Genomic DNA, 22,797 nt, shown 5'->3' on the forward strand with positions numbered 1-22,797 from the left:
CGTCCCGCAAGGCGCGATTGTGGGCCCAAGGCCCGCTGTCGGGCCTCAATTGACCCTAACCAAAGGCGCTTGTCCATGACTTCCCCGTTTTCTGCTTCTATTTGTGTCTATTGTGGCTCTCGGATGGGCAAATCAGCCTCATATGAGGCTGCAGCACGCGAAACAGGCACAATGATCGCCGAAGAAGGCTGGCGGCTGGTCTATGGCGCTGGGGATGTTGGGCTTATGGGCGCCGTTGCACAGGCTGCACAAGCTGCAGGCGCACAGACATTCGGTGTGATTCCCACACATTTGCTCAATTGGGAGGTCGGAAAGCGCGATCTCACGCAGTTTATCGTTACCGAGAACATGCACGAGCGCAAAAAGGTCATGTATATGAACGCTGACGCCATCGTTGTGATGCCTGGCGGTGCCGGGAGTATGGACGAGTTCTTTGAGGTCCTCACGTGGCGGCAACTCGGACTGCACCAAAAGCCGATCTACCTGCTGTCAACGGATGGATACTGGACGCCGTTGCTTGCCTTGATGGACCACATCATCGACCAAGGGTTTGCCGATGCCAGCCTACGTGATTTCATTCAGGAGGTCGGAACGGTCTCTGACTTACGCGCGGCTTTGCGCAAGGATCTCTCCTCGGCGAAACTAACCCACGTGTAAATCCCCAAAGCGAACCAAATAATCGGGAACGCCACGAGGTGATAACGGGTTACAGCCTCGCCCAAAACCGTAATCGCAAGCAAGAATTGCAACGAGGGGTTGGTGTAGGCAACCAGTCCCGCGCTCACCATGGACACGCGTTTCAGCGCATATGACATCATCAGAAGCGGTCCGCCCGTCATTGGCCCCGCAAGCATGAGAAGCAACGTTGTTTGGGTATCGCGTCCGAAGCCCCCCGCCTCTTGTGGGCCGATCGGTTGCCAGCCCCACACATGTGCCGCAAAGAGCCAAAACACCACGAGGGGCAGCATAAGAAAGACTTCACCCGTAACAGACACCACCGGCCCCGCCGAAATCTGCTTTTTGATCAGGCCATAAAGCGCAAAAGTCGAGGCCAGCATCAAGGCAATCCATGGCGTTGCGCCCAATCCGATTGTCAGCCAAATCACGGCGCCTCCCGCCAGCGCCACGGCAAACCATTTAAGGGGCGCCAGCTTTTCACCGAGAACGAAAGCCCCCAAAAGCACCGCCAGAAGCGGATATATGAAGTAACCAAGGCTTGAATCCACCAAACGCCCGGTCTGAACCGCGAAGATGAACAAGAACCAATTCACCGAGATCAACGCCGCAGACAGTGCCACCCGAACGATCATTGGCCGGTCGCGGCACAAATCCCAAAGTTCACGAACGCGCCCCTGTTTTGCGAGCACAGCCAAAAGAAACACAAAGGACCAAAAGCTCCGGTGCGCAAGGACTTCCATCGGAGGAACCTCGCTCAAGGCATTATAATATAACGATGAAAACCCCCAGATCGCACAAGCGACAAACATAGCGATCAAGCCTTTGGCCGTCTCTGTCATGCCTGCCTCCTCTATCTTTTTGGGTTGGGTCGCGCGCCGTAATTGGGCCGGTGCAGCGTTTCACAGAGTTGCTGCCGGATAAAGCGCGAAATTGTATCGCAACACAGAATGCCGCCCCTCTGCGCCCGTTACGACCGCGCAAAGAAAAGGCCCGCCGCAGATACTGCGACGGGCCAAATTCAACAGCGATGCCTGTGGCTTAGCCCAGACGGGACGCCACGTTTTCCCAGTTCACAAGCTTGTCGAGGAAGTTTGTGAGGTAAACAGGGCGCTTGTTGCGGAAGTCGATGTAGTAAGAGTGCTCCCAAACGTCACACCCCAGAAGCGCAGTCTGGCCGAAGCAGAGCGGGTTCACGCCATTCTCTGTTTTTGTAACCTTCAGACCGCCGTCTGTGTCTTTGACGAGCCAGCACCAGCCGGAACCAAACTGACCGGCACCTGCTGCGGAAAACTCGGATTTGAACGCGTCAACCGAACCAAAGCTTTCAACCAGCGCTTTTTCAAGCTCGCTTGGCATCTTGCTTTCGCCGGGGCTCATCATTTCCCAGAACTGGTTGTGGTTCCAGAGCTGGCTGATGTTGTTGAAGATACCGTTTTGCGCAACGGCTTTGGCGTCATAGGTACCAACAATGATCTCTTCGAGGGATTTACCCTCCCACTCAGTACCGGCGATTGCGGCGTTGCCGTTTGTCACATAGGCGTTGTGGTGCAGGTCGTGGTGGAATTCGAGTGTTTCCGCCGACATACCATCCGCTGCAAGCGCGTCATGTGCATAAGGAAGATCGGGTAGTGAAAAAGCCATGTGAAACCTCTTTAAATTGGGGCGCCCGAAGGCGCGTGTTCGCGTGTCATCGCCACACAAATGGCCCTCGCACCTAGGGGACGTCAAGGGCGATCTGGATTTTTTATCGGCTGAGTTCTGAAAAATCAGTGATTTAGGCCCTCGGCAACCATCTAGGATTTTTGCCTTTATAGATTGTACAAACGCCGGCGCCCTGAAATGGCCCAATATATCCCAGCGGTTGCGCTGTAATGCGAGCCTTATTGCTATTTTTCATTAACGTCAGCCGATAAAGGAATCTCGCATTTTGATTCTTGCTCTTGCGGGTATCTTTGATTTCCCAAACAAGGGTTGTGCGCTTTGCGTTGTCGACATCGACACGCGCGAGCACAACATCTTTTCCTAAGAGATCGCGAGCGATTGGGTCCCCAATATACGCTTCTTCCTCGCCGTCTTGAAAATCGACCATAATCTCTTGGCTAATCCAGCCGAGTTGCTCCTCCGTTTTAACGAACTCGCACCGCTTTACTTCGGCGACTGTTGTTGTCGCAACCAAACAAAACACAGAAAATAAAAGCGCGGCAAATGTCCCGCGACGTGAAAAAATAGGCAAAAGGCTTCTCCAATGCAAACGTACAATACAACACGTACCGTCTGGCATTTTTCCTGAGAAATCAACGCCTACACCGATCGGCAAACGCAACCTATACGAGTGTCGCCACGAAAGCACAGATTACTATGGGAGCCTTATTCTGCAGCGCTGTGAAATCCGACCGCAGGTGAATTCGCCGCGTTTTGCAACAAGTCATAGGCGTATTGCCCGACCGAGCGGAAGACGACCACGGTGAATTCCTCCGCACTCTCATCCGATAGCCAGAACGCCGCCGGAACCTGCGCCATACGCGTGCGGCGCATTTCGCCTTTGCTAAACCGATCCAGCGCAAGATCGACGGGGCAGAGTTTAGCCAGCGTGTCACGCGCATCCGGTCCGGCAACGGTAAACACCGCGCGCGCATCAGAGACATCTGCCACCAATGCATGGTCCCCCGCCAAGGCAGTAGAGAGCGCGGAAACGGCCTCTTTGATCCGCGCTTTGGGCACGAGGATCAGCAATTCATCCGGCGACATCCACGCCACCGAAGCTTGTGCCTTGGTGGTGATGCCGCGGATATCTGGAACATCAATCTTCGTGAGCGCCTTTACCGCAGCGCGCAGCTTTTTGCGGCCCAGATCGCCGCGCAGGGTAATCATCCCCTGCCCCTCAACCTTTGTTACGGTCGCGTCCGCCGGTGTCAGCATTACCTCAGACATTCTGCTTCTCCCCGTCCTTATCGTAAAACACCGGATCAACCACCGTCGCTTCAATCGGCTCCCCGCCGAGGTTTCCGACCTCAACGGTATCGCCCAAACGGTCCATGCCGCCCTCAATCAAGGCCATCGCAATGCCATGGCCAAGGTTGGGCGAATGATAGGTTGACGTAATGCGCCCCTGCATCTTCCGCTGGCCGTTTTCGTTCTCGCCTTTGGCCAGAATATAGGCGCCATCCGGCAAAACTGAATCATCAAGCGCATGCAATCCCACAAGTTTCCAGCGATCCGTGCGCGACATGTCCTTGCGCAAATGGGCGCGTTTCCCGAGGTAGTCATCCTTTTTCTTGGACAGCGCCCAATTGAGGTTAAGGTCTTGCGGAATGACGGTGCCGTCGGTTTCATCGCCGATCATGATAAAGCCCTTCTCGGCGCGAAGGATATGCAGCCCTTCGGTGCCATAAGGCATAACGCCAAATTCCTGCCCTGCCTCTAAGAGCTTGTCCCAAAGGGCCTGCCCCTGATCGGCGGCAACTGCGATCTCATAAGACAGCTCGCCAGAGAAAGAGATCCGGTAGACCCGCGCATCAATCCCCGCGAGCGTTCCGTCCCGCCATTGCATAAAGGGCAATTCATCGCGGCTGACGTCCATCCCGCCAAGTTTTTCGAGCAATTTCCGCGCCTTTGGCCCGACAACGGCAATCTGTGCGTATTGCTCGGTGAGATTGGCGGTATAAACCTGCAAGTCCCACCATTCTGTCTGAAGCCACTCTTCCATGTGGCCATGGATATGCTCAGCGCCGCCGGTTGTGGTGTGACAAAGGAATGTGTCCTCATCAATTCGGGCAACAACCCCGTCATCCATCAGGAAGCCATTCTCGTTACACATCAGCCCATAGCGGCACTTTCCAGGCGCAAGGGTCGACATCATATTGGTGTACAGAAGGTCGAGGAATTTCCCCGCGTCCGGCCCTTTCACAAGGATTTTGCCGAGGGTCGAGGCATCCAAAAGCCCCACATTCTCTCGCGTGTTACGGGTTTCGCGCGCAACGGCATCTTCGACAGTTTCGCGCTCACGCAGATATGTAAACGGCCGCCGCCATGCGCCAACGGGCTCCCACTTTGCGCCATGGGCTTCGTGCCAATCATGCATCGGTGTTCGGCGCAATGGTTGGAACAACTCGCCCCGCGCTTCGCCCGCAATCGCCCCGAGCGAAATCGGCGTATAAGGTGGCCGGAAGGTTGTTGTACCGACCTGTGGAATATCTTCACCCAATGCTTGAGAAAGTACGCCGATTCCGTTGATATTACTCAACTTTCCCTGATCAGTCGCCATGCCGATTGTGGTATAGCGCTTAGAGTGCTCAACGCTTTCATACCCCTCGCGGGCGGCAAGCTGGAGGTCAGAGACTTTCACGTCATTCTGGAAATCAAGCCATGCTTTTGCGCGCAACTCTGGCGTGGCATTTGCAGGCATAATCCATGTGGGTTGCAGCGGCGCTTCGGCCACCTCCTTGGCTTTGGGCGCTTTGAGGCGACGTGGCGTGTGCCCACAAGCTCGCGCAGCATCTTTGCCCGCCTTATCGGCATCTGTCAGCACATCGCCCGCAGCAAGCGCGCCGGATGCCGTCCCTGCTGTTAGAACGAACCCTTCGCCGTCATGCCCCGTGGGCGGGCGCGTCGGGTCAGGTGCGAAATGCGCGGCTTCGGCATTCCACAAGAGTTTGCCGCCGCAATGGGACCAGAGATGCACCACAGGCGACCATCCGCCCGACATCGCCACCCCGTCACAGGCCAGCGGGATCGCATCGCTTCCGTCACCATCTGCAGGACAAATATACACCCCTGTCACAGCCTTGCGGCCCTGAACCTTCGAGATCGCTTTGCCAAGCTCAATGCGGATACCACGCGCGCGAGCTTCGTGGATCAGATCACCGTCTGGATCGCTCCGCACATCCACAATCGCGGCGGGCATAAGCCCTGCTTCGGCAAATGTAATGGCGGTTCGATAGGCATCATCATTGTTGGTCACGATGACGGGTGATTTTGCCACCGCAACACCGAAGTTCACCAGATAATCGCGCATAGCCCCTGCGAGCATAACATTCGGCAGGTCATTTCCGGCAAAGCTGAGCGGACGTTCGATGGCGCCCGTTGCGGTGATGATGCGCTTGGCGCGGATGCGCCAGAGACGGTGGCGCGGCATGCCTTTCGCGGAATCTGGCCCGATATGATCGGTCAGTCGCTCATAGCCGAGGATCGAGCCGTGATCGTAAACACCGCTCCCCTGCGTACGTAGGCGCAGGGTGACATTGTCTAGGTCTTCCAGTGTTTTAACGGTTTCTTCAATCCACGCGTCTGCAGGTTTGCCCGCGATTTCCTCGCCATCAACTGGCGCACGACCACCCCAATGGGCCGTTTGCTCCAGCAGCAAGACTTTCGCCCCCGCCTGCCCTGCGGCAAGCGCAGCCTGAAGCCCCGCGATGCCCCCACCAACAACGACGACATCCGCAAAAGCATAGAAATGCTCGTAGCGGTCTGGGTCACGGTCTTTGGGCGCGGGGCCAAGCCCGGCGGATTTACGGATAATCGGCTCAAACAGATGTTTCCACGCGGCACGCGGCGCGAGGAAGGTTTTGTAATAGAACCCCGCCGGAAGGAACCGTGAGAGATGCGAGTTGATCTCACCCACGTCGAACTCAAGGCTCGGCCAATGGTTCTGGCTGCGCGCGGATAGCCCGCCATAGAGCTCGGTTGTCGTGGCGCGCTGGTTGGGCTCCATATAGGGGCCCTCACCAAGAGCAACGAGCGCATTCGGCTCTTCTGCTCCGGAGGCAACAGGCCCGCGCGGACGGTGATACTTAAAACTCCGCCCCATCAGCGATTGCCCGTTGGCAAGCAGCGCGGAGGCCAGCGTATCTCCTGTAAGCCCCGTAAAGCTCTGCCCGTTGAAACGGAATGCAAGCGGCGCTTCAGGGTTGGTCAGGCGGCCTTGTGTGTGACGGTTGCTCATGACGCCCCCTTAACTTTGGTGTCCGGTTGCCAATCGGGGTGACGTTTGCGGATTTTGGCGATGATATCCGCAGGCGGTTCAAGGGTTTGCGCCGGATATGTGCCAAACACCTCAAGCGTTTGCGTGCAGCGGGCCGCGTGAAACCACTTGCCGCAGCCGTTTGCATGCCGCCACCGTTCGAAATGCGGCCCGCGCGGGTTCTTGCGAGAGAAAAGATAGGTTTCGAACGCGGTATCATCCGCATCCATTCCAGCACGCTTGATATGCGCCTCTCCGCCGCCAGCCAGCTCGGTTTCATCAGCGTTGAGATCGCAATAAGGGCAATGAAGGATCAGCATGGGAGGGCCTCGCAATCGGTTACGGTCGGACCATTAAAAGTTGGGCGGACGTCAGAATGGGTAAACATCAGTGCGCGACCCCCGCTGCGACGCTTTCGTCGATGAAACGGCCTTCGGCGAAACGGTCAAGGCTGAACGCAGCAGCAAGCGGGCCCGGCGCGTCACGGGCGATCATGTCCGCCATAGCCCAGCCCGAGCCAGGAATAGCTTTGAACCCGCCAGTGCCCCAGCCGCAATTGATGAAACAGCCGCGAAGCGGTGTGGGCGAGATGATCGGGGAGCGGTCGCCCGTCATGTCCACAATCCCGCCCCACTGCCTCAACATCTTAAGCCGCGAGACAATAGGGAAAATTTCGATCAGGGAGCGCACGGTTTCTTCGATATGGTTGAAGGAGCCGCGTTGGGTGTAGTTGTTGTAAATGTCGGTGCCACCGCCGATCACCATCTCGCCCTTGTCGGATTGGCTCATGTAGCCATGCACCGAGTTCGCCATAACGACCACATCCATGCAGGGCTTGATCGGCTCACTCACCATCGCCTGTAGGGCGACGCTTTCAATCGGAAGGCGGAAACCGGCCATTTCGGCAAGCTGCCCCGAATGCCCCGCAACCACAATCCCGAGCTTGCCACAGGCGATATCGCCCCGCGTGGTTTGAACACCTGTCACCTTGCCGCCGGATTGGGTGACGCCGGTAACTTCGCATTTCTGGATGATATCCATCCCCATATCGGAACAGGCCCGCGCATAGCCCCACGCCACGGCATCGTGACGCGCGGTGCCGCCGCGCGGTTGCCAGAGCGCACCAAGCACAGGATAGCGTGGCCCGCCAATATCAAGGATCGGGCAAAGCTCCTGTACCCGTTCGGGCGAAACAAACTCGGTATCGACCCCTTGGTAGGCATTGGCCTGTGCGGTGCGTTTATAGCCGCGGACTTCGTGCTCCGTTTGCGCCAGCATCAAAACACCGCGCGGGCTGAACATAACGTTCATGTTGAGATCCTGACTGAGGGTCTCATAGAGACCACGCGCTTTTTCATAGATCGCCGCAGATGGGTCCTGAAGGTAATTGCTTCGAATAATCGTCGTGTTGCGGCCTGTGTTGCCGCCGCCAAGCCAGCCTTTTTCAAGCACGGCCACATTGGTGATGCCGAAATTCTTGCCAAGGTAATACGCCGTTGCCAACCCGTGCCCGCCCGCACCGACAATCACAACGTCATAACGCGATTTTGGCTCTGGGCTGCGCCATGCGCGCTCCCATCCTGTGTGATACCGGAACGCCTCTCGGGCGATGGCAAATGCAGAATATCGTTTCATTTCAGGCTCTTCCGCTAGGAGTTCCAACAGGCGACTGTGTTCAGGGTGGTTCAGATATGCGGCACTTGCAATGGCAAACCTCGCCGAGTCACAACAGCAAATCGCGGCTTACCAATTCCAATGGCCACACAAATCGCTCCCCCAAAGCCAGCAATTCGCTGCTATCTTTGCCATTTCTGTCGCGTTTGCCAAGCCATAGTCACACGATGAACGACAGTTTTCATCACATCTGCGACATTGCTCCTGTTTGCCGCAGGCTTGCGACCACTTGAGCCTTTTGCACGCCGCCCAGACAGGGTAAAGGAGATGCAACAAAAGGAGCAGCCCATGTGGTTTTATCTATTGATTGCAGGCCTTGCCGCCATCGTTGTGGCGTTGATTTGGGCAGTTCTGTTTCGCAAGGATTTGCGAGCGGATCAGGCGCGAGATGTGGATGTTTATCGTGCGCAGCTTGACGAGCTTGAGCGTGACAAGGCCCGCGGTGTTATTAGCGAAGCCGAAGCAGAGCGCCTGAGGCTGGAAATTTCGCGCCGTTTGCTTGAAGCAGATAAAAAGAGCGTTCAACCCTCTGAGACAGAAGCGAGCAACACACCCAAAAGCGCGGCGATTGCTCTGGCGGCGGTTGTAGCGCTTGTTGTGTTTGGTGGCGGTGCCGCGCTCTATCATCAGCTTGGTGCCGCTGGCATGCCCGACCAGCCCCTGACCGAGCGCAAATTGGCCGCCCAAGAACGCTATGAAACCCGCCCAACCCAGCTTGAGGCGGAATCAGACGCCCCTGAACACGCAGCCAATATCCCGCAAGAAGACCTCGACCTGATCCAAGCGCTGCGCGATACGCTTGAAACACGCCCTAACGATCCTGTTGGGCACCGCCTATTGGCCAAGAACGAGGCCCGCATCGGCAATTTCGTGGCCGCACGTGAGGCACAGTCCAGGGTGGTTGCGATTGCAGGCCCCGAAGACGCAACGGTTGATGACCTTCTGCTGCTGGCGGAGATCATGGTGTACGGCGCAGAGGGATATATTTCGCCCGAGGCCGAAGCGATCTTTGCCGAAGTGCTGCGCCGCAATGAAAACGTCCCGACTGCACGGTATTACTATGGCCTGATGCTCGCCCAAACGGGCCGCCCTGATCTTGCGTATGACTTCTGGAAACCCCTGCCCCATACGGCCGATCCACAGATGCCATGGTATGATGCGGTGGTGCAGCAGCTTCCCGAAGTGGCGTTTCTGGCAGGCGAGCGCTATGACGCAGCAGCGGCCGATGCCGAGATGACAGCAAACGGGCCGGATCAAGCCGCCATCGAAGCCGCGCAGGCCATGGATGAGGACGATCGCAACGCCATGATCCGCGACATGGTAGACCGCCTGACGACCCGCATCGACGAAGAAGGCGGCACCGCAGAGGACTATGCACAGTTGATCATCTCCCAGACCGTCTTGGGCGACGAGGCGCTGGCCCGCGAAACACTGGCCAAAGCGCGCGCGGAATTTTCGGGCGATCAAGCCGCACTGGATATTTTGGCCGATGCAGAACGCCGCGCGAGGCTTGATCAATGATCCTTGATGACATCTCCGAATTCGCTGCGGCCCTGCCCCCAATGGCCCCCATTGCGGGGCTGGACCTTGGCGACAAGACCATCGGCGTGGCGGTTTCGGATCGGCTTTGGTCTGTGGCGACGCCGCTTGAAACCATCCGGCGCAAGAAATTCGGCGTGGATGCAGCCGCGCTTATGGCCCTGCTTGAAAAGCGTGAGGTCAAGGGGATCGTGCTTGGGTTGCCGCGCAATATGGACGGGTCCGAAGGGCCACGCTGCCAGAAAACCCGCGCCTTTGCCCGCAACCTTCAGGGTGTTACCGATCTGCCCCTAACCTATTGGGACGAGCGCCTCTCGACCGTTGCCGCCGAACGTGCGCTGCTGCTGGCGGACACTTCCCGCGCCAAGCGCAGCGAGGTGATCGACCACGTGGCGGCGGGCTTCATCCTTCAGGGTGTGCTTGATCGCATGCAGCACATTAAACGCGCATGACCCAAGAAAAGCCCCCCATCTGGAAACGTGAAGAACCGCAATCGCCCTGTGTAAATATTTGCGTTATCCACCCTGCGGCGCGGCTGTGCACCGGCTGTTTGCGGAGCATGGACGAAATTGCCAGCTGGGGCAAAATGACAGCCGAAGAGCGGCAAGACGTGTTGGATGACCTCCCCTCGCGCGCGCCATTGCTAAAGCAGCGCCGTGGTGGCCGCGCAGGGCGTTTGCGCCGCGAAAAGCCCTAGAGGCCAACCGCTTTGCGCAGCATATTCAGCGCAACCACAATCAGGAAAACCGCGAATATCCGCTTGAGCGCCTTGGCATTAAGTTGATGCGCCAGCTTTGCACCCAGTGGCGCGGTCAGCATTGTCATGGAAATCACCACGAGAAACGCGGGAATATTCACCGCGCCAAGGGTAAAGGGCGGCGCACTGTCGGCGGCAACATCAACAAAAAAGAACCCGACAACCGAAGGCAGCGCAATAATCACCCCAAAGCCAGCCGCCGTGGCCACCGCGCGATGGATCGGCACGCCGTGCAAGCTCATCAGAGGAACGCCAAAGCTCCCGCCACCAATGCCCATCAACACGCTCAGAAACCCGATAAATGGCGAGATAACTGCTTTCTTGATGCCTGTTGGCATGGCCTCGCCAATGCGCCAATCAGATTTGCCAAACGCCATGTAGAGCCCGATGAAAATACCAAGAACACCGAAGATACCCTGAAGCGTCGCAGAGCGAAGCGAGCTAACGGTCAACATCCCGATCACCGCACCAATGGCGATCCCAAGCGCCCAGCCCTTCAGGATGGGCCACTCAACAGCGCCCTTCTTGTTATGACTATTCACCGAACGCATGGAGGTTACAATGATGGTGGCAAGCGAGGTCGCCAGACACACCTGCATCAATTGATCGCCGCCATACCCAAGCGCGCTGAACACATAGAAAAACGCAGGCACAAGGATAATTCCGCCGCCAACGCCCAAAAGCCCTGCCATCACGCCGGCAAACCCGCCAATCACCAAAAGCAAAAGAAGAATTGGCAGGTACTGCATCAGGTCGGTCATGGAGTGTCCTTAGACTGGGGGCTAACTGGCTTGCTCCACACCAATATCGCCTCCGGTCACGCGGTCAAGGGCTTCGAGCAGCAATTCCGGCCCCGCGCCCTCACGGCTTGCGCCTTCGGACAGGACACGCCGCCAGCCCCGCGCACCGGGACGGCCCGTAAACAGCCCAAGCATATGGCGCGTCACCTGATGGAGGCGCCCGCCATTTGCGATGTGGCGTTCGATATAGGGCACCATCTGGTGAACAACTTCGACAGGATCACTATCTGGCCCGTCGGTACCGAAAATCCGTCGGTCAGCGGCACAGAGTACATCGGCAGGGCTGTGATATGCTGCACGCCCGATCATCACGCCGTCCATGCCGCGCTCAAGGAACTCTTCGGCCTGATCAAGCGTCGTGATGCCGCCATTGACCGACAGGTGCAGCGCAGGGAACAATCCCTTCATCTCAAGTACAAGATCATAATCAAGCGGCGGGATGTCGCGATTTTCCTTGGGCGAGAGCCCCTGAAGCCACGCTTTGCGCGCATGGATTTGAAAGCGCCCTGCCCCCGCTGCGGCCACGCGGGCGATAAACTCTGGCAGAACCTCTTCGGGCGCTTGATCATCAACTCCAATACGGCATTTCACCGTCACCTCAACATCGCTCGCGGCGCGCATCGCGGCCACGCATTCTGCCACCAGCGGTATGTTTTCCATCAAAACCGCTCCGAAAGCACCCGATTGCACACGGTCGCTTGGGCAGCCGACATTGAGGTTAATCTCGTCATATCCCAAGTCAGCGGCGATCTTGCAGGCCTCTGCCAACTCAGCAGGATCAGAGCCGCCAAGCTGCAAGGCAACCGGATGTTCCTCGGGATTGTATTCCAACAGATGCACCGCCCCACCCCGCACAATCGCAGGCGACGTCACCATCTCTGTATAAAGCAGCGTGCGCGCGCTCAGCAGCCGATGCAGGTAGCGGCAGTGCCGATCGGTCCAATCCATCATGGGGGCAACCGATAGCTTTGCTGCGCGTGGGGCCGATATGGAATCTGTCTTGGTCACGGGGTGCTCTTATCCAGAATGCGATCTCTAAGGGTTTCGGTGCTCATAGACCGAACAGACAGCATAAAGGAAGAGGCCGAACGAAAAAAGCAGGCCGTTGGGCCTGCTTTTGAATTGTGTCTGGTGGCAAACTCTATGGATCAAGCAAACCAGGCAGTGTGAGCGAGATTGCCGGCACGAAAGTGATCAGCATCAGCGCCACGAAGATCGCCAGATAGAACGGCCAGATTGTCCGCACCGCTTTTTCCATCGGCAACTTCCCGACCGCACAGCCGACAAAGAGACAAGACCCCACAGGCGGCGTACAGAGACCAAGGCCAAGGTTCACCAAGAGGATCATGCCGAACTGGTACGGATCAACACCAAGGCTTGTGGCCACTGGAAGGAAGATCGGCGTACAGATCAGGATAAGTGCGGCCATGTCCATGATCATGCCAAGGATGAGCAGCGCTGCGTTGATCATCAGAAGGATCAGGATCGGATTGTCTGTGAGTGTTGTCAGCAGAGTCACCGTTTTGTCAGGCACACGATAGAACGTCAGCATGTAGGCAAAGGCGCCCGCACATGCGATCAGGATCATCACCATCGACGTCGTCCGCACCGAGGAACGCACAGCGATCTTGAAGTTTTCCCAAGACAGGCTGCGGTAAACCAAGAGCGTAACGATAAAGGCATAGATCGCGCCAAACGCACCTGACTCAGTCACGGTAAAGACACCCGAAAGCACCCCGCCCACAATGATAACCGCCGTCAGCAAGCCCGGAATTGCGCCCATAAAGCTGAGGAGCAGAGCATTCCAGCCAGGGAACCGCTCTGATCTATAACCGCGACGCACAGCAACCACATAAGCCGCAAACGCCAGACAGAGGCACATTAAAATGCCGGGAACAACGCCCGCGAGGAACAGTTTGGAGATCGAAATGCCCCCGCCGGCGGCGATGGCGTAAATGATCATATTGTGGCTGGGCGGAATGATGATGCCCGCGATCGAGGATGTAACCGTTACGTTAACGGCATAGTCCGCGTCATAGCCCTTTTCCTTCATCACAGGGACGAGGATCGAACCAAGCGCGGAAATATCCGCCACCGCAGAGCCGGAAATACCGCCGAACAGCATCGAAGAGAACACGTTGACGATGCCCAAACCGCCGCGCACCGCGCCAACCGCAGCGGAGGCGAATTTGACAAGCCGCATGGCGATGCCGCCATGGAACATCAGTTCCCCTGCGAAGATGAAGAACGGGATCGCCATAAGCGAGAACACGTTGATGCCCGAGATGATGCGCTGGAAACCGATCATGATCGGCAAGCCCTCGAAGGCAAAGGCCGCAACAGCGGAAATGCCAAGCGCAAAGGCTACCGGTACGCCAAATACCACGCAGAACGCGAATAAACCAAGAAGTAGGAGAAGCCCCATTTTTGCGGACCCTTATTGAATTGTGTCGCTGCGCAGATCACGACCCAGTACGATACGCACCAGATGAGCGAGCGAGAATAGCATTATGAGACCACCACCAATGGTAAGCGGAAGCGAACGTAACCCTTCGGGAAGGTCAATGAGGGGAATCATCGAGCCCCATTTGAATGCAGTGAGTTTTGCTCCGTAGATCAGCATCAGCAGTCCGAAAATCAGCATGCCGATGTCGCTACAGACGACAAAGATCATCCGAAGCCAACGCGGAGCAGCGGTGCGGAAAGCCGCGACCGACAGATGCGTGTGCTCGTGAACACCAACAGCAGCCCCGAGAAAGGTGATCACCATCACCAACAGCAGAGCAGCCTGCTCTACCCAAGTGGGCGTGGCGTTCAGCACGTAGCGGCCAAAAACAAGCCAGCCGAATATCACGGTAAGTACAACAATCGAAACTCCGGTGATTACACGGCAAAGCAAAGCAATCCCGTCCAGAACCTTATCGATTGGGGTCATAAAATCAGAAGCGGCTTCTGGAGCCTCGTGTTCAGTCATGCGCATACCCTATTACAAAAATGCCCCCGCGAATTTCTTCGCAGGGGCATGTTTTTAGGTCCGGCCGATTATTCGGTGGCCTGGATCAACTCAACCAGCGGACGGAGATCCGGGTTTGCTTCAAGGTAACCTTCGTAAACCGGCGCCATTGCTTCCTGGAATGGAGTCTTGTCGGCGATTTCGTTGGTCATAACGCCAGCAGCCTCAACCTTTTCACGGCTGGATGCTTCACGTGCGGCCCAAAGCTCTTGCTGAAGCGCAGCAGATTCCATTGCGGCTTCTTTCACAGCGGCTTTCATGTCGTCAGACAGGCCGTTGTAAACATCAGTATTGATGCAGAGACACTCAGGAATGATCAGGTGTTGGCTCAGCGAGTAGTAGCCCGCAACTTCGAAGTGACCTGTGGACTCGTAGGATGGCCAGTTGTTCTCAGCGCCATCTACAACACCAGTCTTAAGAGACTGATATACTTCGGAGAATGCCATTGGCGACGGGTTACCGCCAAGCTCGGCGATCATGCCGGAATAAAGGTCGTTGTTCATAACGCGAACCTTCATGCCTTCAACGTCCGCAGGAACGTTGATCGCTTTTTCGCCGTTATAGAACGAACGCGCACCAGCGTCGTACCATGCCAATGGCACAAGACCTTTTGCGGCCATACCTTCAGCAATTTTCGCGCCGCCTTCACCGTTCAGAACGCGGAACATATGTGGCACGTCTTTGAAGATAAACGGCAGGGAAACAACGTTTGCTTCAGGAACAATCGGGCCGATTGGGCCAAGGTTGAAGTTACCGATTTCCAGACCGCCAAGGCGAACCTGCTCAATCGCGTCAGGCTGGCTGCCCAATGTGCCGCCGTGGAACACCTGGAGCTTGATTTCGCCGCCAGTTTTCTCTTCGAGCAACTCGGCAAACTTATCCATGGCGACTGTGTTCGGGTAGCCGTCTGCATGAATGTTCCAGCCGCGCCAGTCAGCAGCTTGCGCCGCGCCACCGAGCACAGCAACTGCCGTGATTGCACCAACGAATGTTGCGTTTAGTGTATGTTTCATAATTCCTCCCTAGGTATTGATTGGTAATTTCAGTGTTTGGGTATTCCGGTCGATTACGAGACAATCGGACCTGAATTCTGTTTGGGCATCCATCTCTGGCCTGCCGAATTTTTTGCTCGAATTCCCCTCCACATGGCCGTCGACATCGCCTCCTCTGAACCGTCCTCTTCTTGGTTCGCAGCGTACTGTCGACTAGTCAGTAGACGCAACACTAACTTGTATACAAGATGTGTCAAGACTTTCCTTTGCTCAAAAAATCAAAAAAACCGTCTTGTTTGCTTGCGAAATTCGATCGCGCGTCCTTTCAAAATTTCTATTTCTTTCGTTCAGCATATTGATTGACGGCAATTCATACCCAAAGTAGTATACTAGTCAACAATTAAAAACCGAAGACGGGAATATCATGAGCAAAAGGCTTAAAGTACTGGTCCACGGAACGGGATTCGCAGGAGAAGGTCACGCAGAGGCGTTTCGCGCCGCAGGTGCCGAAATTGTTGGCATCGTCGGACGTACGCCGGAAGTCGTCAAAGACGTTGCCGCGAAACTAGCGATTCCCTACGCCGGAACAGACTGGGCCGCTGCATTGGAAGCGTGCCGCCCCGATGTCGTGTCCATCGCGACCCCTGGCGGCGCTCACTATGACCCGATCAAACAGGCCATCGCTGCGGGCTGTCATGTTTTCTGCGACAAGCCAATGACCACCACAGGCGCAACAGCCGTTGAATTGGCCGAACTCGCAGAGAAGAAAGGCGTCAAGACCGCCTACGCCGCGAGCTTCCGCTATACACCAAGCGTTCTACATGCAAAGCGCCTCGTTGCTGAAGGCGCAATTGGCGAGCCAACCGAGATTGAGTGCATTTCGCATTTCAACCTTGAACGCGACATTCCCTTTGGTTGGTCACATCGCGCCGAAGATGGCGGCGGGCGGCTGAATAACAACTTCACCCATACACTCTCGATCGTGACCTCGATAGTCGGCGAAACCATCCTTGGCCTTGCCGGAGAGGTACGCGACGATCTTGGAAAAGCGCCCATTGTCAAAGGGGTACATAATTTCGCGACACGCCGGAATTTCATCCCGGAGAACCTTGATGACCCGACGCTTGAGTGGGGCGAGAGCAACGTTGAATGGTCCTATACCGTCATGGGACAGATCGAGAGTGAGCTGGCTAAGAAACCCGTTTCCGTATTGTTCAAGCATGGCGGGCTTGTGCCGCGCTTCAACGAAGATCACATCGTATTCTACGGCACCAAAGGCGCGATCTACCTCAAGGGACATTACGGCAGCGGGCAGCTCTACTATTACGGTGAGAATAAGGATTGGGAAGCGCTCCCCCTCCCCGCGGACATCGAAGCGGCAATGCCCGATGTATCCGGCGAGACCGAACTCTGCTGGCACATTTTGGCACAGGATTTCATCAAGGATATCCAAGGTGAACCCGTCGCGCCCTATCCGACCTTTGCGGAAGGCAGCCAGTATCAGCAGATCATCGACCAAATCCGCAACGACGATCCATGGACCGCTCCAAGCGCCCTGCGCTGAGCGAATCCGGACCAAACGTTGCAAAGGAGGAGATGCAGCATGAAAATCACCAAAGCCAAGGTCTTTGTCGGCGGCCCAAAAAAGAACTATGTCACGCTCAAGATCGAAACGGATCAGGGCGTTTACGGAATCGGGGACGCAACCCTGAACAACCGCGAGACACTTCCTGCGCATTATCTTGAGAACTACCTCATTCCAAATCTGCTTGGGAAAGACCCACGGAATATCGAGGATATCTGGCAGTTTTTCTATCGCGGCGCCTATTTCCGCCGTGGCCCAATTGCGATGGCGGCCTATGGCGCGATCGATATGGCGCTTTGGGATATCAAGGGCAAACTGGCGGGCATGCCTGTCTATCAACTGCTCGGCGGCAAGAGCCGCGAAGGCGCGATGGTCTATGCCCACGCCACCGGATCCGATCTTGAAGACTTGATGGAGTCCATCGCCCATTATGTCGAGGATGGTTACAAGGCCGTGCGCGTACAATGCGGCATTCCGGGCATGCCGACCGCAAGCTATGCTGTTCCCGAAAAGAAGGGCGACACTAAGAATTATATCACAGATTACAGCGGCATACGCCCGAATCTCGAGATATGGGACACAGAGAAATACATGCGATTTATGCCGGATGCATTGGCGGAAATCCGTGCGCGATTCGGGCCGGATTTGCATATCTTGCATGATGTGCATCACCGCCTCCTGCCACGTGAAGCGGCCGCATTTGCCAAAGCGGTGGAGCAGGTCAACCTCTTCTGGATGGAAGACCCAACACCCGCAGAAGACCAAGACGCTTTGAAGCTTATCCGCCAGCACTCCACAACGCCTGTGGCCATTGGCGAGGTTTTCAACTCTGTTTTTGATTGCAACAAGTTGATCGAAAACGAGCTGATCGACTTTATCCGTGTCGCGGCAACTTATGTTGGGGGCATCACCCCTCTGCGTCGGATCGTTGATCTTGCAGGGCTTCACCACGTGCGTACGGGTTTCCACGGCGCGCCGAGCCATTCTCCGATCTCGATGGCCGCACAGCACCACGTAAACGCGTGGGCGCCGAACTTCGGGGTGCAAGAATATCTAGTACTTGGAACACCCGAGTGTGACGCCCTCTTCCCCTCCGAACACCGGATGGAAGACGGCATGGTGTTTGTCAGCGACGCACCTGGCTTGGGCGTAGATTTCGACGAGACCGAAGCCGCACGATATGAATACCAGCCTGGAAGCCACCCTGTTGTGCGCCTTCAGGACGGAACAATGTGGAACTACTGAGGTTGAGAGCATGGCAGAAGGCACATCGCCGCCGCCCTGCTCTCTTCAAAGGCAATCATGAGCGTGGCAAGCGCGCGCTAGTGGGCCGGCGCGTCGCCTTCCCCACCTCATGATTGCCGAATTATTTCAAACGCGCGGCGCACGGATTATTCCACCAGTGTCGCGCGTTTCCAGTCACCGCGAAAGAGCCGACGGTGAAACGCTGGGAACTTGACGAACTCTTCAAGCAACAGAATTGCCAAGACCCAAAAGGCCGGAACCTGAAAATACAGGACAGCAAGAGCCGTAACCGGAACCCGCACAAGCCATTGTGACCAAATGAAAATATGCATCACATAAATTGTGTCGCCACTTGCCCGTAGCGTGTTGCCGCAAATCGCGTTGGACCCTTTCGGAAACGGAAGCACCAGCAGGATCGGCAAGAAGCCAAGCAGCACTGCACGGGTCTCTTCGCTTAGATCTCCATAGAGATGGCTCGCCGACAAACAGACGATGCCGTAAATACTCGCAACACAGGTTGCCGCAACAAACGCACCGCGCCACGCGCTACTCAGGAACCGGTCAAGCACAGCTTCAGAACTTTCCTGCCCAAGGAGCTGCGCAACAATAATCCCTGTCGCCTGCGCCCATTGCATCCCGATTGTTCCTGCAACCATGATCCACGGCGCGATGATCGTCATGGCCGCGAATTCGTTCAGGCTCATCTTGGCATAGATCAACGTACAGACATGTGATGCGAAGGTGGCACTAAAGAACGTGGCCGCAATCGGCAGAGAAAAAGCCAGATGGCGCTTGAGCGTCGGAAAAAACGTAACCTGCCGCCAACCCTTCACGTGACGAAGGTGGCCATCAAGGACGATGAGCCGCCAGATCAGGAAGCCAACTTGCAAGCAGACAGCAATCGCGCTTCCCATCGCCGCTCCCTTCACGCCGTAAGCCGGAAGCCCGAAATACCCGTGGATCAAGACGATGCTGCTGGCGACGTTGACGGGCAAAGACAGGCAAAAACTATAGAGTGGCAGCTTGGTGCGACCACATCCGTTGAAATAGCTAGAGAGACACTGACCAACTGCCTCGCCCAGAATAACGAGCGAGAATATCGAGAGGTAATCCTTTGCAAGCGCCCCCACGTCGGCGGAGGGCGCCATCACGCCAATGATAGAACCGCCAAAAATCGAAATCACAAGCAGACCAAACGCACCGACGGCGACACTTACGGCCATGCCGGAAGCAAGCGTCGATTTGAGAAACACAGGATCGGATGTTCCGAATGCCTGCGCAGTGCGGATTTGCATGGCGTTGGAAAAAGCAAGGATGGAGCCAAGCACGAAGCCGGCGATCGCAGCAGCAAGCCCCATGGCCGCCAGCGAGGTCTCCCCAAGCGCGGACACGAGATAGGCGTCAATGACAACTGTTCCGTGGAGGATAATTGCCTTGAGGGCCATCGGCCATGCAAGCCGCATGACATTTCGGGCGGTCGGCCCATTAAGCGCGGTATTCGGGGTCGCTGGCGTAGACGTCATTGAGCGAGAGGTCCGGCGCCTTTCAGGTCGTTGCTAAAGAATAGCCTCATACAAGTTCCGGCTCGAAGTAATGCGCATTTGTTTCCGTGATACGCTCAATCGTTTTGTCGAGGCGGCTCAGGTGCTTTTGCGCAGCGGCAAGCGCGCTTTCTGCATCATGGTTTTTGACGGCCTCCGCGATTTCGGTGTGATCCTCAACGAGGTCGACCATCCGGTCTGCCTTTGCGAGGCTCAACATGCAAAGACGATCAACCTTGGATTTCTCGGCCATAATTACATCGAAAGCAAATTCCGCCTTGGCAATCTTGCAAAGCGTTTCGTGGAAAGCGTAGTCCAAGCGGCCAAACTCTTCGAGGTCTTGCTTCTTCAGGGCAACCTTCTGTTGAGCAAGCTCCGCGTCCAATTGCGCAGCGCCGACCTCGTCGCAAAATTCTGAAGCACGACGCAAGGCTTCTTTCTCAACGGCAGTCCGCACAAAGCGGGATTTTTCGATTTCACGCATAGAGAAGCGTTTGACTTCGGTCGCGCGCTGCGGACGGATCAAAAGCAGATCAAGGTTGGCAAGGCGGCTGAACGCATCACGTACGGGCTGGCGTGAAACGCCAAAGCGGTTCGCAACATCTGCCTCGGAAATCTTGTCTCCGGGTCTGAGCCGCATTGAAGATATCTCTTCCTGCAGAAACTCGAAAACCTCGTCGACGCTCGTCCGTCTCTCGCCTCTTGGACTCGCTTGGACCATCTGCAGTTTCTCCTCTTATTCGTGCCACTAATCTTAGCAGGACCACTAGATAGCAGCATTAACTCATTTAACAAGCTATATCAATTTTTACTAGTATACCAGAACTTTTACTAGTATACCAGAATTGAATTGGCGGCGAATCGACCGCTGGGGGAGCGCCTCGATTTGGCGCATCAAGAGGAGGAGCTATGTCTGGCGTTAGCTTGAATGGCATTACCAAGGCTTACGGCCAACTAGAGGTCGTGCATGGAATTGATCTGGAAGTGCAAGAGAAGGAATTTGTTGTCCTTGTCGGCCCGTCCGGATGCGGAAAATCGACGACGTTGCGCATGATCGCAGGCCTGGAAGAGATCACCGACGGCGACCTCTCTATCGATGGAAGATACGTTAACCAAGTTGCACCAAAAGACCGCGACGTGGCGATGGTATTCCAGAACTACGCTCTCTATCCCCACCTGAACGTTGCGGATAACATTGCCTTTGGTCTGCGTATCCGCAGAACCCCGAAAGCCGAGATTGAAAGCCAAGTCAAAGAAGTTGGCGGCATCCTCGGCCTGACCGAATATCTGGAACGCCGCCCTGCTGATTTGTCCGGTGGACAACGCCAGCGTGTGGCCATGGGACGCGCCATCGTGCGCCAGCCTAAAGTGTTCCTTTTTGACGAGCCCCTCTCCAACCTCGATGCCAAGCTGCGCACGCAGATGCGCGCCGAAATCAAGCGCCTCCACAAGCGTCTTGGCGTGACGTCGATCTATGTGACGCATGATCAGGTCGAGGCCATGACGCTCGCTGACCGTATCGTCGTTATGCATGACGGCCGCATCGAGCAGGTCGGGACGCCGATGGACCTGTTCCTGAACCCTGCAAATACCTTTGTTGCGGGCTTCCTCGGCTCTCCGCCCATGAACATGGTGGACGCAAAGATCGTCGCTAGCGAAGCCGGACCAATCGCCGAGTTTGACGGCAACCGCCTTCAACTCGCCAAGCTGCCGTCGCTGGAAAACGCCGTGGGCACCGAGGTTATCCTTGGCATCCGCCCCGAATTCGTCACCGTTGCCGCGAAAGACGAAGGTGGCAACGTACCAGTTGATGTGGATCTGATCGAAACGCTTGGGTCCGAGGCGCTCATTCACGCCAGCCTTCAGGGCGCACCATTTGTCATTCGGACCGAGACTGTCGGACAGATGGATATTCTTGACGGCATCTCTGGTTTCAACATCGAACCGCACCTGATCCGCGTCTTTGACAAGGAAACCGGACAGGCCCTGCCCGGACAGGTGTTGGAGCAATGACAAACGATCCCAATTTCTCAGGCCCTACGACCGAGCAATTGGTCTTTGATGCCACTGAATCCCAACGTCGCCGTAAACGCACGCGCATCCAGAAGGTGGGCGACCACCTCAAGCGGGAGTGGCAGCTTTATGTGCTGCTGCTGCCCACAATTATCTGGTTGATGGTCTTCCTTTACAAGCCGATGTACGGGCTACAGATCGCCTTCAAGGATTACTCTGTATTCCGCGGCATCGCCGGAAGCCCTTGGGTCGGGTTGGAGCATTTCCACACGCTCTTTGAAAACGACCAGTTCCTGCGCGCGCTGCGCAATACGATCATCATGAGTGCCTATGGGCTTTTGTTCGGGTTCCCCGTTCCGATCCTGCTGGCGCTGATGTTCAACGAAGTGTTGAACCAGACCTTCAAAAAGTCAGCCCAAACAATTGTTTACCTGCCACATTTCATCTCTTCGGTGATTATCGCAGGGATTGTGATGACGGCCTTCTCGCCGTCGGCGGGTATCGTCAATACGATCATTGGCTGGTTTGGTATTGAGCCGATCTACTTCCTGACAAAGCCTGAATGGTTTCGCCCGATCTTTATCGGTACGGGCATCTGGCAAGAGGCTGGCTTCCAGTCGATCGTCTATCTCGCTGCGATCGCAGGCGTCTCTCCGACGCTCTATGAGTCCGCTGTGGTGGATGGTGCAAGCCGCTGGCAAATGATGTGGAAGATCACGGTTCCGTCGATCCTTCCGACCATCATCATCATGCTGATTATCCGCATTGGTAACATCCTCGAAATCTCGTTCGAGATGATCATCCTGCTCTATCAGCCAGCGACCTATGAGACTGCCGATGTGGTGAACACCTTCATCTATCGTCAGGGTCTTCAGGGCGGTCAGTACGACTTTGCCGCTGCTGCTGGTCTCTTTAACGCTGTGGTTGCCTTCATCCTCGTGATGACCGCGAACACGATCTCGAAGCGCTATTCGCGCACATCGCTCTGGTAGGAGGAAAAG

22 protein-coding genes are annotated in these 22,797 nt (G+C 56.2%); 8 read left to right on the top strand and 14 right to left on the bottom strand.

Annotated elements, in window-relative coordinates:
* The first annotated feature begins 75 nt into the window (after positions 1-75).
* On the top strand, positions 76-657 hold the full coding sequence (locus OU789_RS08410; RefSeq protein WP_274655003.1) for an LOG family protein: 582 nt from the start codon (positions 76-78) through the stop codon (positions 655-657).
* Here the strand turns inward: OU789_RS08410 and rarD are convergent.
* From rarD to OU789_RS08445, 7 genes are all read right to left on the bottom strand, one after another.
* Positions 579-1,517, bottom strand: a complete 939-nt coding sequence (gene rarD / locus OU789_RS08415) for an EamA family transporter RarD (protein ID WP_274655005.1) — start codon at positions 1,515-1,517, stop codon at positions 579-581. The genes OU789_RS08410 and rarD overlap by 79 nt on opposite strands.
* A 199-nt stretch (positions 1,518-1,716) precedes the next feature.
* On the bottom strand, positions 1,717-2,319 hold the full coding sequence (locus tag OU789_RS08420) for a superoxide dismutase (RefSeq protein WP_263952853.1): 603 nt from the start codon (positions 2,317-2,319) through the stop codon (positions 1,717-1,719).
* A 133-nt stretch (positions 2,320-2,452) separates the two neighbouring features.
* Positions 2,453-2,911, bottom strand: coding sequence for a hypothetical protein (locus tag OU789_RS08425; RefSeq protein WP_274655007.1), 459 nt, complete (start codon positions 2,909-2,911; stop codon positions 2,453-2,455).
* A gap of 134 nt (positions 2,912-3,045) precedes the next feature.
* Positions 3,046-3,609 carry a sarcosine oxidase subunit gamma gene (locus tag OU789_RS08430; protein WP_274655009.1) on the bottom strand — a complete coding sequence of 188 codons (564 nt, stop codon included), beginning with the start codon at positions 3,607-3,609 and terminating at the stop codon, positions 3,046-3,048.
* Positions 3,602-6,619, bottom strand: a complete 3,018-nt coding sequence (locus tag OU789_RS08435; protein ID WP_274655011.1) for a sarcosine oxidase subunit alpha family protein — start codon at positions 6,617-6,619, stop codon at positions 3,602-3,604. Before OU789_RS08435 ends, OU789_RS08430 begins: the two co-directional genes overlap by 8 nt.
* Complete coding sequence (locus OU789_RS08440) at positions 6,616-6,957, bottom strand: sarcosine oxidase subunit delta (protein ID WP_274655013.1); 342 nt, start codon at positions 6,955-6,957, stop codon at positions 6,616-6,618. Before OU789_RS08440 ends, OU789_RS08435 begins: the two co-directional genes overlap by 4 nt.
* Positions 6,958-7,024: 67 nt before the next feature.
* Positions 7,025-8,272 carry a sarcosine oxidase subunit beta family protein gene (locus OU789_RS08445; protein ID WP_274655015.1) on the bottom strand — a complete coding sequence of 416 codons (1,248 nt, stop codon included), beginning with the start codon at positions 8,270-8,272 and terminating at the stop codon, positions 7,025-7,027.
* Between the two features lie 327 nt (positions 8,273-8,599).
* Between OU789_RS08445 and ccmI the strand changes: the two genes are divergently transcribed.
* From ccmI to OU789_RS08460, 3 genes are read left to right on the top strand one after another with little or no spacing between them, the layout of a single operon-like run.
* On the top strand, positions 8,600-9,832 hold the full coding sequence (ccmI, locus tag OU789_RS08450; protein WP_274655017.1) for a c-type cytochrome biogenesis protein CcmI: 1,233 nt from the start codon (positions 8,600-8,602) through the stop codon (positions 9,830-9,832).
* The gene (gene ruvX / locus OU789_RS08455; protein WP_274655019.1) at positions 9,829-10,302 is read left to right on the top strand and encodes a Holliday junction resolvase RuvX; all 474 of its coding nucleotides are present in this window, start codon (positions 9,829-9,831) and stop codon (positions 10,300-10,302) included. The genes ccmI and ruvX overlap by 4 nt, the downstream gene beginning before the upstream one ends.
* Positions 10,299-10,547 (top strand): DUF1289 domain-containing protein, encoded by a 249-nt coding sequence (locus OU789_RS08460; protein WP_263952845.1) that lies wholly within the window; start codon positions 10,299-10,301, stop codon positions 10,545-10,547. The genes ruvX and OU789_RS08460 overlap by 4 nt, the downstream gene beginning before the upstream one ends.
* Here OU789_RS08460 and OU789_RS08465 read toward each other — a convergent pair.
* From OU789_RS08465 to OU789_RS08485, 5 genes are all read right to left on the bottom strand, one after another.
* Positions 10,544-11,368 (bottom strand): sulfite exporter TauE/SafE family protein, encoded by an 825-nt coding sequence (locus OU789_RS08465; RefSeq protein ID WP_263952844.1) that lies wholly within the window; start codon positions 11,366-11,368, stop codon positions 10,544-10,546. The genes OU789_RS08460 and OU789_RS08465 overlap by 4 nt on opposite strands.
* Before the next feature lie 21 nt (positions 11,369-11,389).
* Positions 11,390-12,415, bottom strand: a complete 1,026-nt coding sequence (dusA, locus tag OU789_RS08470) for a tRNA dihydrouridine(20/20a) synthase DusA (protein WP_274655022.1) — start codon at positions 12,413-12,415, stop codon at positions 11,390-11,392.
* A gap of 133 nt (positions 12,416-12,548) precedes the next feature.
* Positions 12,549-13,832 carry a TRAP transporter large permease gene (locus OU789_RS08475; RefSeq protein WP_274655024.1) on the bottom strand — a complete coding sequence of 428 codons (1,284 nt, stop codon included), beginning with the start codon at positions 13,830-13,832 and terminating at the stop codon, positions 12,549-12,551.
* A 12-nt stretch (positions 13,833-13,844) separates the two neighbouring features.
* Positions 13,845-14,381 (bottom strand): TRAP transporter small permease, encoded by a 537-nt coding sequence (locus OU789_RS08480; protein ID WP_274655025.1) that lies wholly within the window; start codon positions 14,379-14,381, stop codon positions 13,845-13,847.
* A 68-nt stretch (positions 14,382-14,449) separates the two neighbouring features.
* On the bottom strand, positions 14,450-15,433 hold the full coding sequence (locus OU789_RS08485; protein WP_274655027.1) for a TRAP transporter substrate-binding protein: 984 nt from the start codon (positions 15,431-15,433) through the stop codon (positions 14,450-14,452).
* Between the two features lie 403 nt (positions 15,434-15,836).
* Here OU789_RS08485 and OU789_RS08490 point away from each other — a divergent pair, with 403 nt between their 5' ends.
* On the top strand, positions 15,837-16,976 hold the full coding sequence (locus tag OU789_RS08490; RefSeq protein ID WP_274655029.1) for a Gfo/Idh/MocA family protein: 1,140 nt from the start codon (positions 15,837-15,839) through the stop codon (positions 16,974-16,976).
* A gap of 39 nt (positions 16,977-17,015) precedes the next feature.
* The gene (gene manD, locus OU789_RS08495; protein ID WP_274655031.1) at positions 17,016-18,242 is read left to right on the top strand and encodes a D-mannonate dehydratase ManD; all 1,227 of its coding nucleotides are present in this window, start codon (positions 17,016-17,018) and stop codon (positions 18,240-18,242) included.
* A 146-nt stretch (positions 18,243-18,388) separates the two neighbouring features.
* On the opposite strand, the gene OU789_RS08500 is transcribed toward manD, so the two are convergent.
* Positions 18,389-19,765, bottom strand: a complete 1,377-nt coding sequence (locus OU789_RS08500) for an MATE family efflux transporter (protein WP_274655033.1) — start codon at positions 19,763-19,765, stop codon at positions 18,389-18,391.
* A 46-nt stretch (positions 19,766-19,811) separates the two neighbouring features.
* Entirely contained in the window at positions 19,812-20,504 is a 693-nt protein-coding gene (locus tag OU789_RS08505) for a GntR family transcriptional regulator (protein ID WP_274655035.1), read from the bottom strand.
* A 188-nt stretch (positions 20,505-20,692) separates the two neighbouring features.
* On the opposite strand from OU789_RS08505, the gene OU789_RS08510 reads away from it, so the two are divergent.
* Both OU789_RS08510 and OU789_RS08515 read left to right on the top strand, forming a co-directional pair.
* Positions 20,693-21,796 carry an ABC transporter ATP-binding protein gene (locus tag OU789_RS08510; RefSeq protein WP_274655037.1) on the top strand — a complete coding sequence of 368 codons (1,104 nt, stop codon included), beginning with the start codon at positions 20,693-20,695 and terminating at the stop codon, positions 21,794-21,796.
* The gene (locus OU789_RS08515; protein ID WP_274655039.1) at positions 21,793-22,788 is read left to right on the top strand and encodes an ABC transporter permease; all 996 of its coding nucleotides are present in this window, start codon (positions 21,793-21,795) and stop codon (positions 22,786-22,788) included. Before OU789_RS08510 ends, OU789_RS08515 begins: the two co-directional genes overlap by 4 nt.
* The last annotated feature ends 9 nt before the right edge of the window (positions 22,789-22,797 follow it).

The organism is Halocynthiibacter sp. C4 (genome assembly GCF_028823805.1).
Taxonomy (GTDB): domain Bacteria; phylum Pseudomonadota; class Alphaproteobacteria; order Rhodobacterales; family Rhodobacteraceae; genus Falsihalocynthiibacter; species Falsihalocynthiibacter halioticoli.

What these genes read in the sequence shown, in the direction of transcription:
- OU789_RS08410 (WP_274655003.1), top strand. Translation starts at nt 76, where the DNA reads ATGACTTCCCCGTTTTCTGCTTCTATTTGTGTCTATTGTGGCTCTCGG.
- rarD (WP_274655005.1), bottom strand. Translation starts at nt 1,517, where the DNA reads ATGACAGAGACGGCCAAAGGCTTGATCGCTATGTTTGTCGCTTGTGCG.
- OU789_RS08420 (WP_263952853.1), bottom strand. Translation starts at nt 2,319, where the DNA reads ATGGCTTTTTCACTACCCGATCTTCCTTATGCACATGACGCGCTTGCA.
- OU789_RS08430 (WP_274655009.1), bottom strand. Translation starts at nt 3,609, where the DNA reads ATGTCTGAGGTAATGCTGACACCGGCGGACGCGACCGTAACAAAGGTT.
- OU789_RS08435 (WP_274655011.1), bottom strand. Translation starts at nt 6,619, where the DNA reads ATGAGCAACCGTCACACACAAGGCCGCCTGACCAACCCTGAAGCGCCG.
- OU789_RS08440 (WP_274655013.1), bottom strand. Translation starts at nt 6,957, where the DNA reads ATGCTGATCCTTCATTGCCCTTATTGCGATCTCAACGCTGATGAAACC.
- OU789_RS08445 (WP_274655015.1), bottom strand. Translation starts at nt 8,272, where the DNA reads ATGAAACGATATTCTGCATTTGCCATCGCCCGAGAGGCGTTCCGGTAT.
- ccmI (WP_274655017.1), top strand. Translation starts at nt 8,600, where the DNA reads ATGTGGTTTTATCTATTGATTGCAGGCCTTGCCGCCATCGTTGTGGCG.
- ruvX (WP_274655019.1), top strand. Translation starts at nt 9,829, where the DNA reads ATGATCCTTGATGACATCTCCGAATTCGCTGCGGCCCTGCCCCCAATG.
- OU789_RS08460 (WP_263952845.1), top strand. Translation starts at nt 10,299, where the DNA reads ATGACCCAAGAAAAGCCCCCCATCTGGAAACGTGAAGAACCGCAATCG.
- OU789_RS08465 (WP_263952844.1), bottom strand. Translation starts at nt 11,368, where the DNA reads ATGACCGACCTGATGCAGTACCTGCCAATTCTTCTTTTGCTTTTGGTG.
- OU789_RS08475 (WP_274655024.1), bottom strand. Translation starts at nt 13,832, where the DNA reads ATGGGGCTTCTCCTACTTCTTGGTTTATTCGCGTTCTGCGTGGTATTT.
- OU789_RS08480 (WP_274655025.1), bottom strand. Translation starts at nt 14,381, where the DNA reads ATGACTGAACACGAGGCTCCAGAAGCCGCTTCTGATTTTATGACCCCA.
- OU789_RS08485 (WP_274655027.1), bottom strand. Translation starts at nt 15,433, where the DNA reads ATGAAACATACACTAAACGCAACATTCGTTGGTGCAATCACGGCAGTT.
- OU789_RS08490 (WP_274655029.1), top strand. Translation starts at nt 15,837, where the DNA reads ATGAGCAAAAGGCTTAAAGTACTGGTCCACGGAACGGGATTCGCAGGA.
- manD (WP_274655031.1), top strand. Translation starts at nt 17,016, where the DNA reads ATGAAAATCACCAAAGCCAAGGTCTTTGTCGGCGGCCCAAAAAAGAAC.
- OU789_RS08500 (WP_274655033.1), bottom strand. Translation starts at nt 19,765, where the DNA reads ATGACGTCTACGCCAGCGACCCCGAATACCGCGCTTAATGGGCCGACC.
- OU789_RS08505 (WP_274655035.1), bottom strand. Translation starts at nt 20,504, where the DNA reads ATGGTCCAAGCGAGTCCAAGAGGCGAGAGACGGACGAGCGTCGACGAG.
- OU789_RS08510 (WP_274655037.1), top strand. Translation starts at nt 20,693, where the DNA reads ATGTCTGGCGTTAGCTTGAATGGCATTACCAAGGCTTACGGCCAACTA.
- OU789_RS08515 (WP_274655039.1), top strand. Translation starts at nt 21,793, where the DNA reads ATGACAAACGATCCCAATTTCTCAGGCCCTACGACCGAGCAATTGGTC.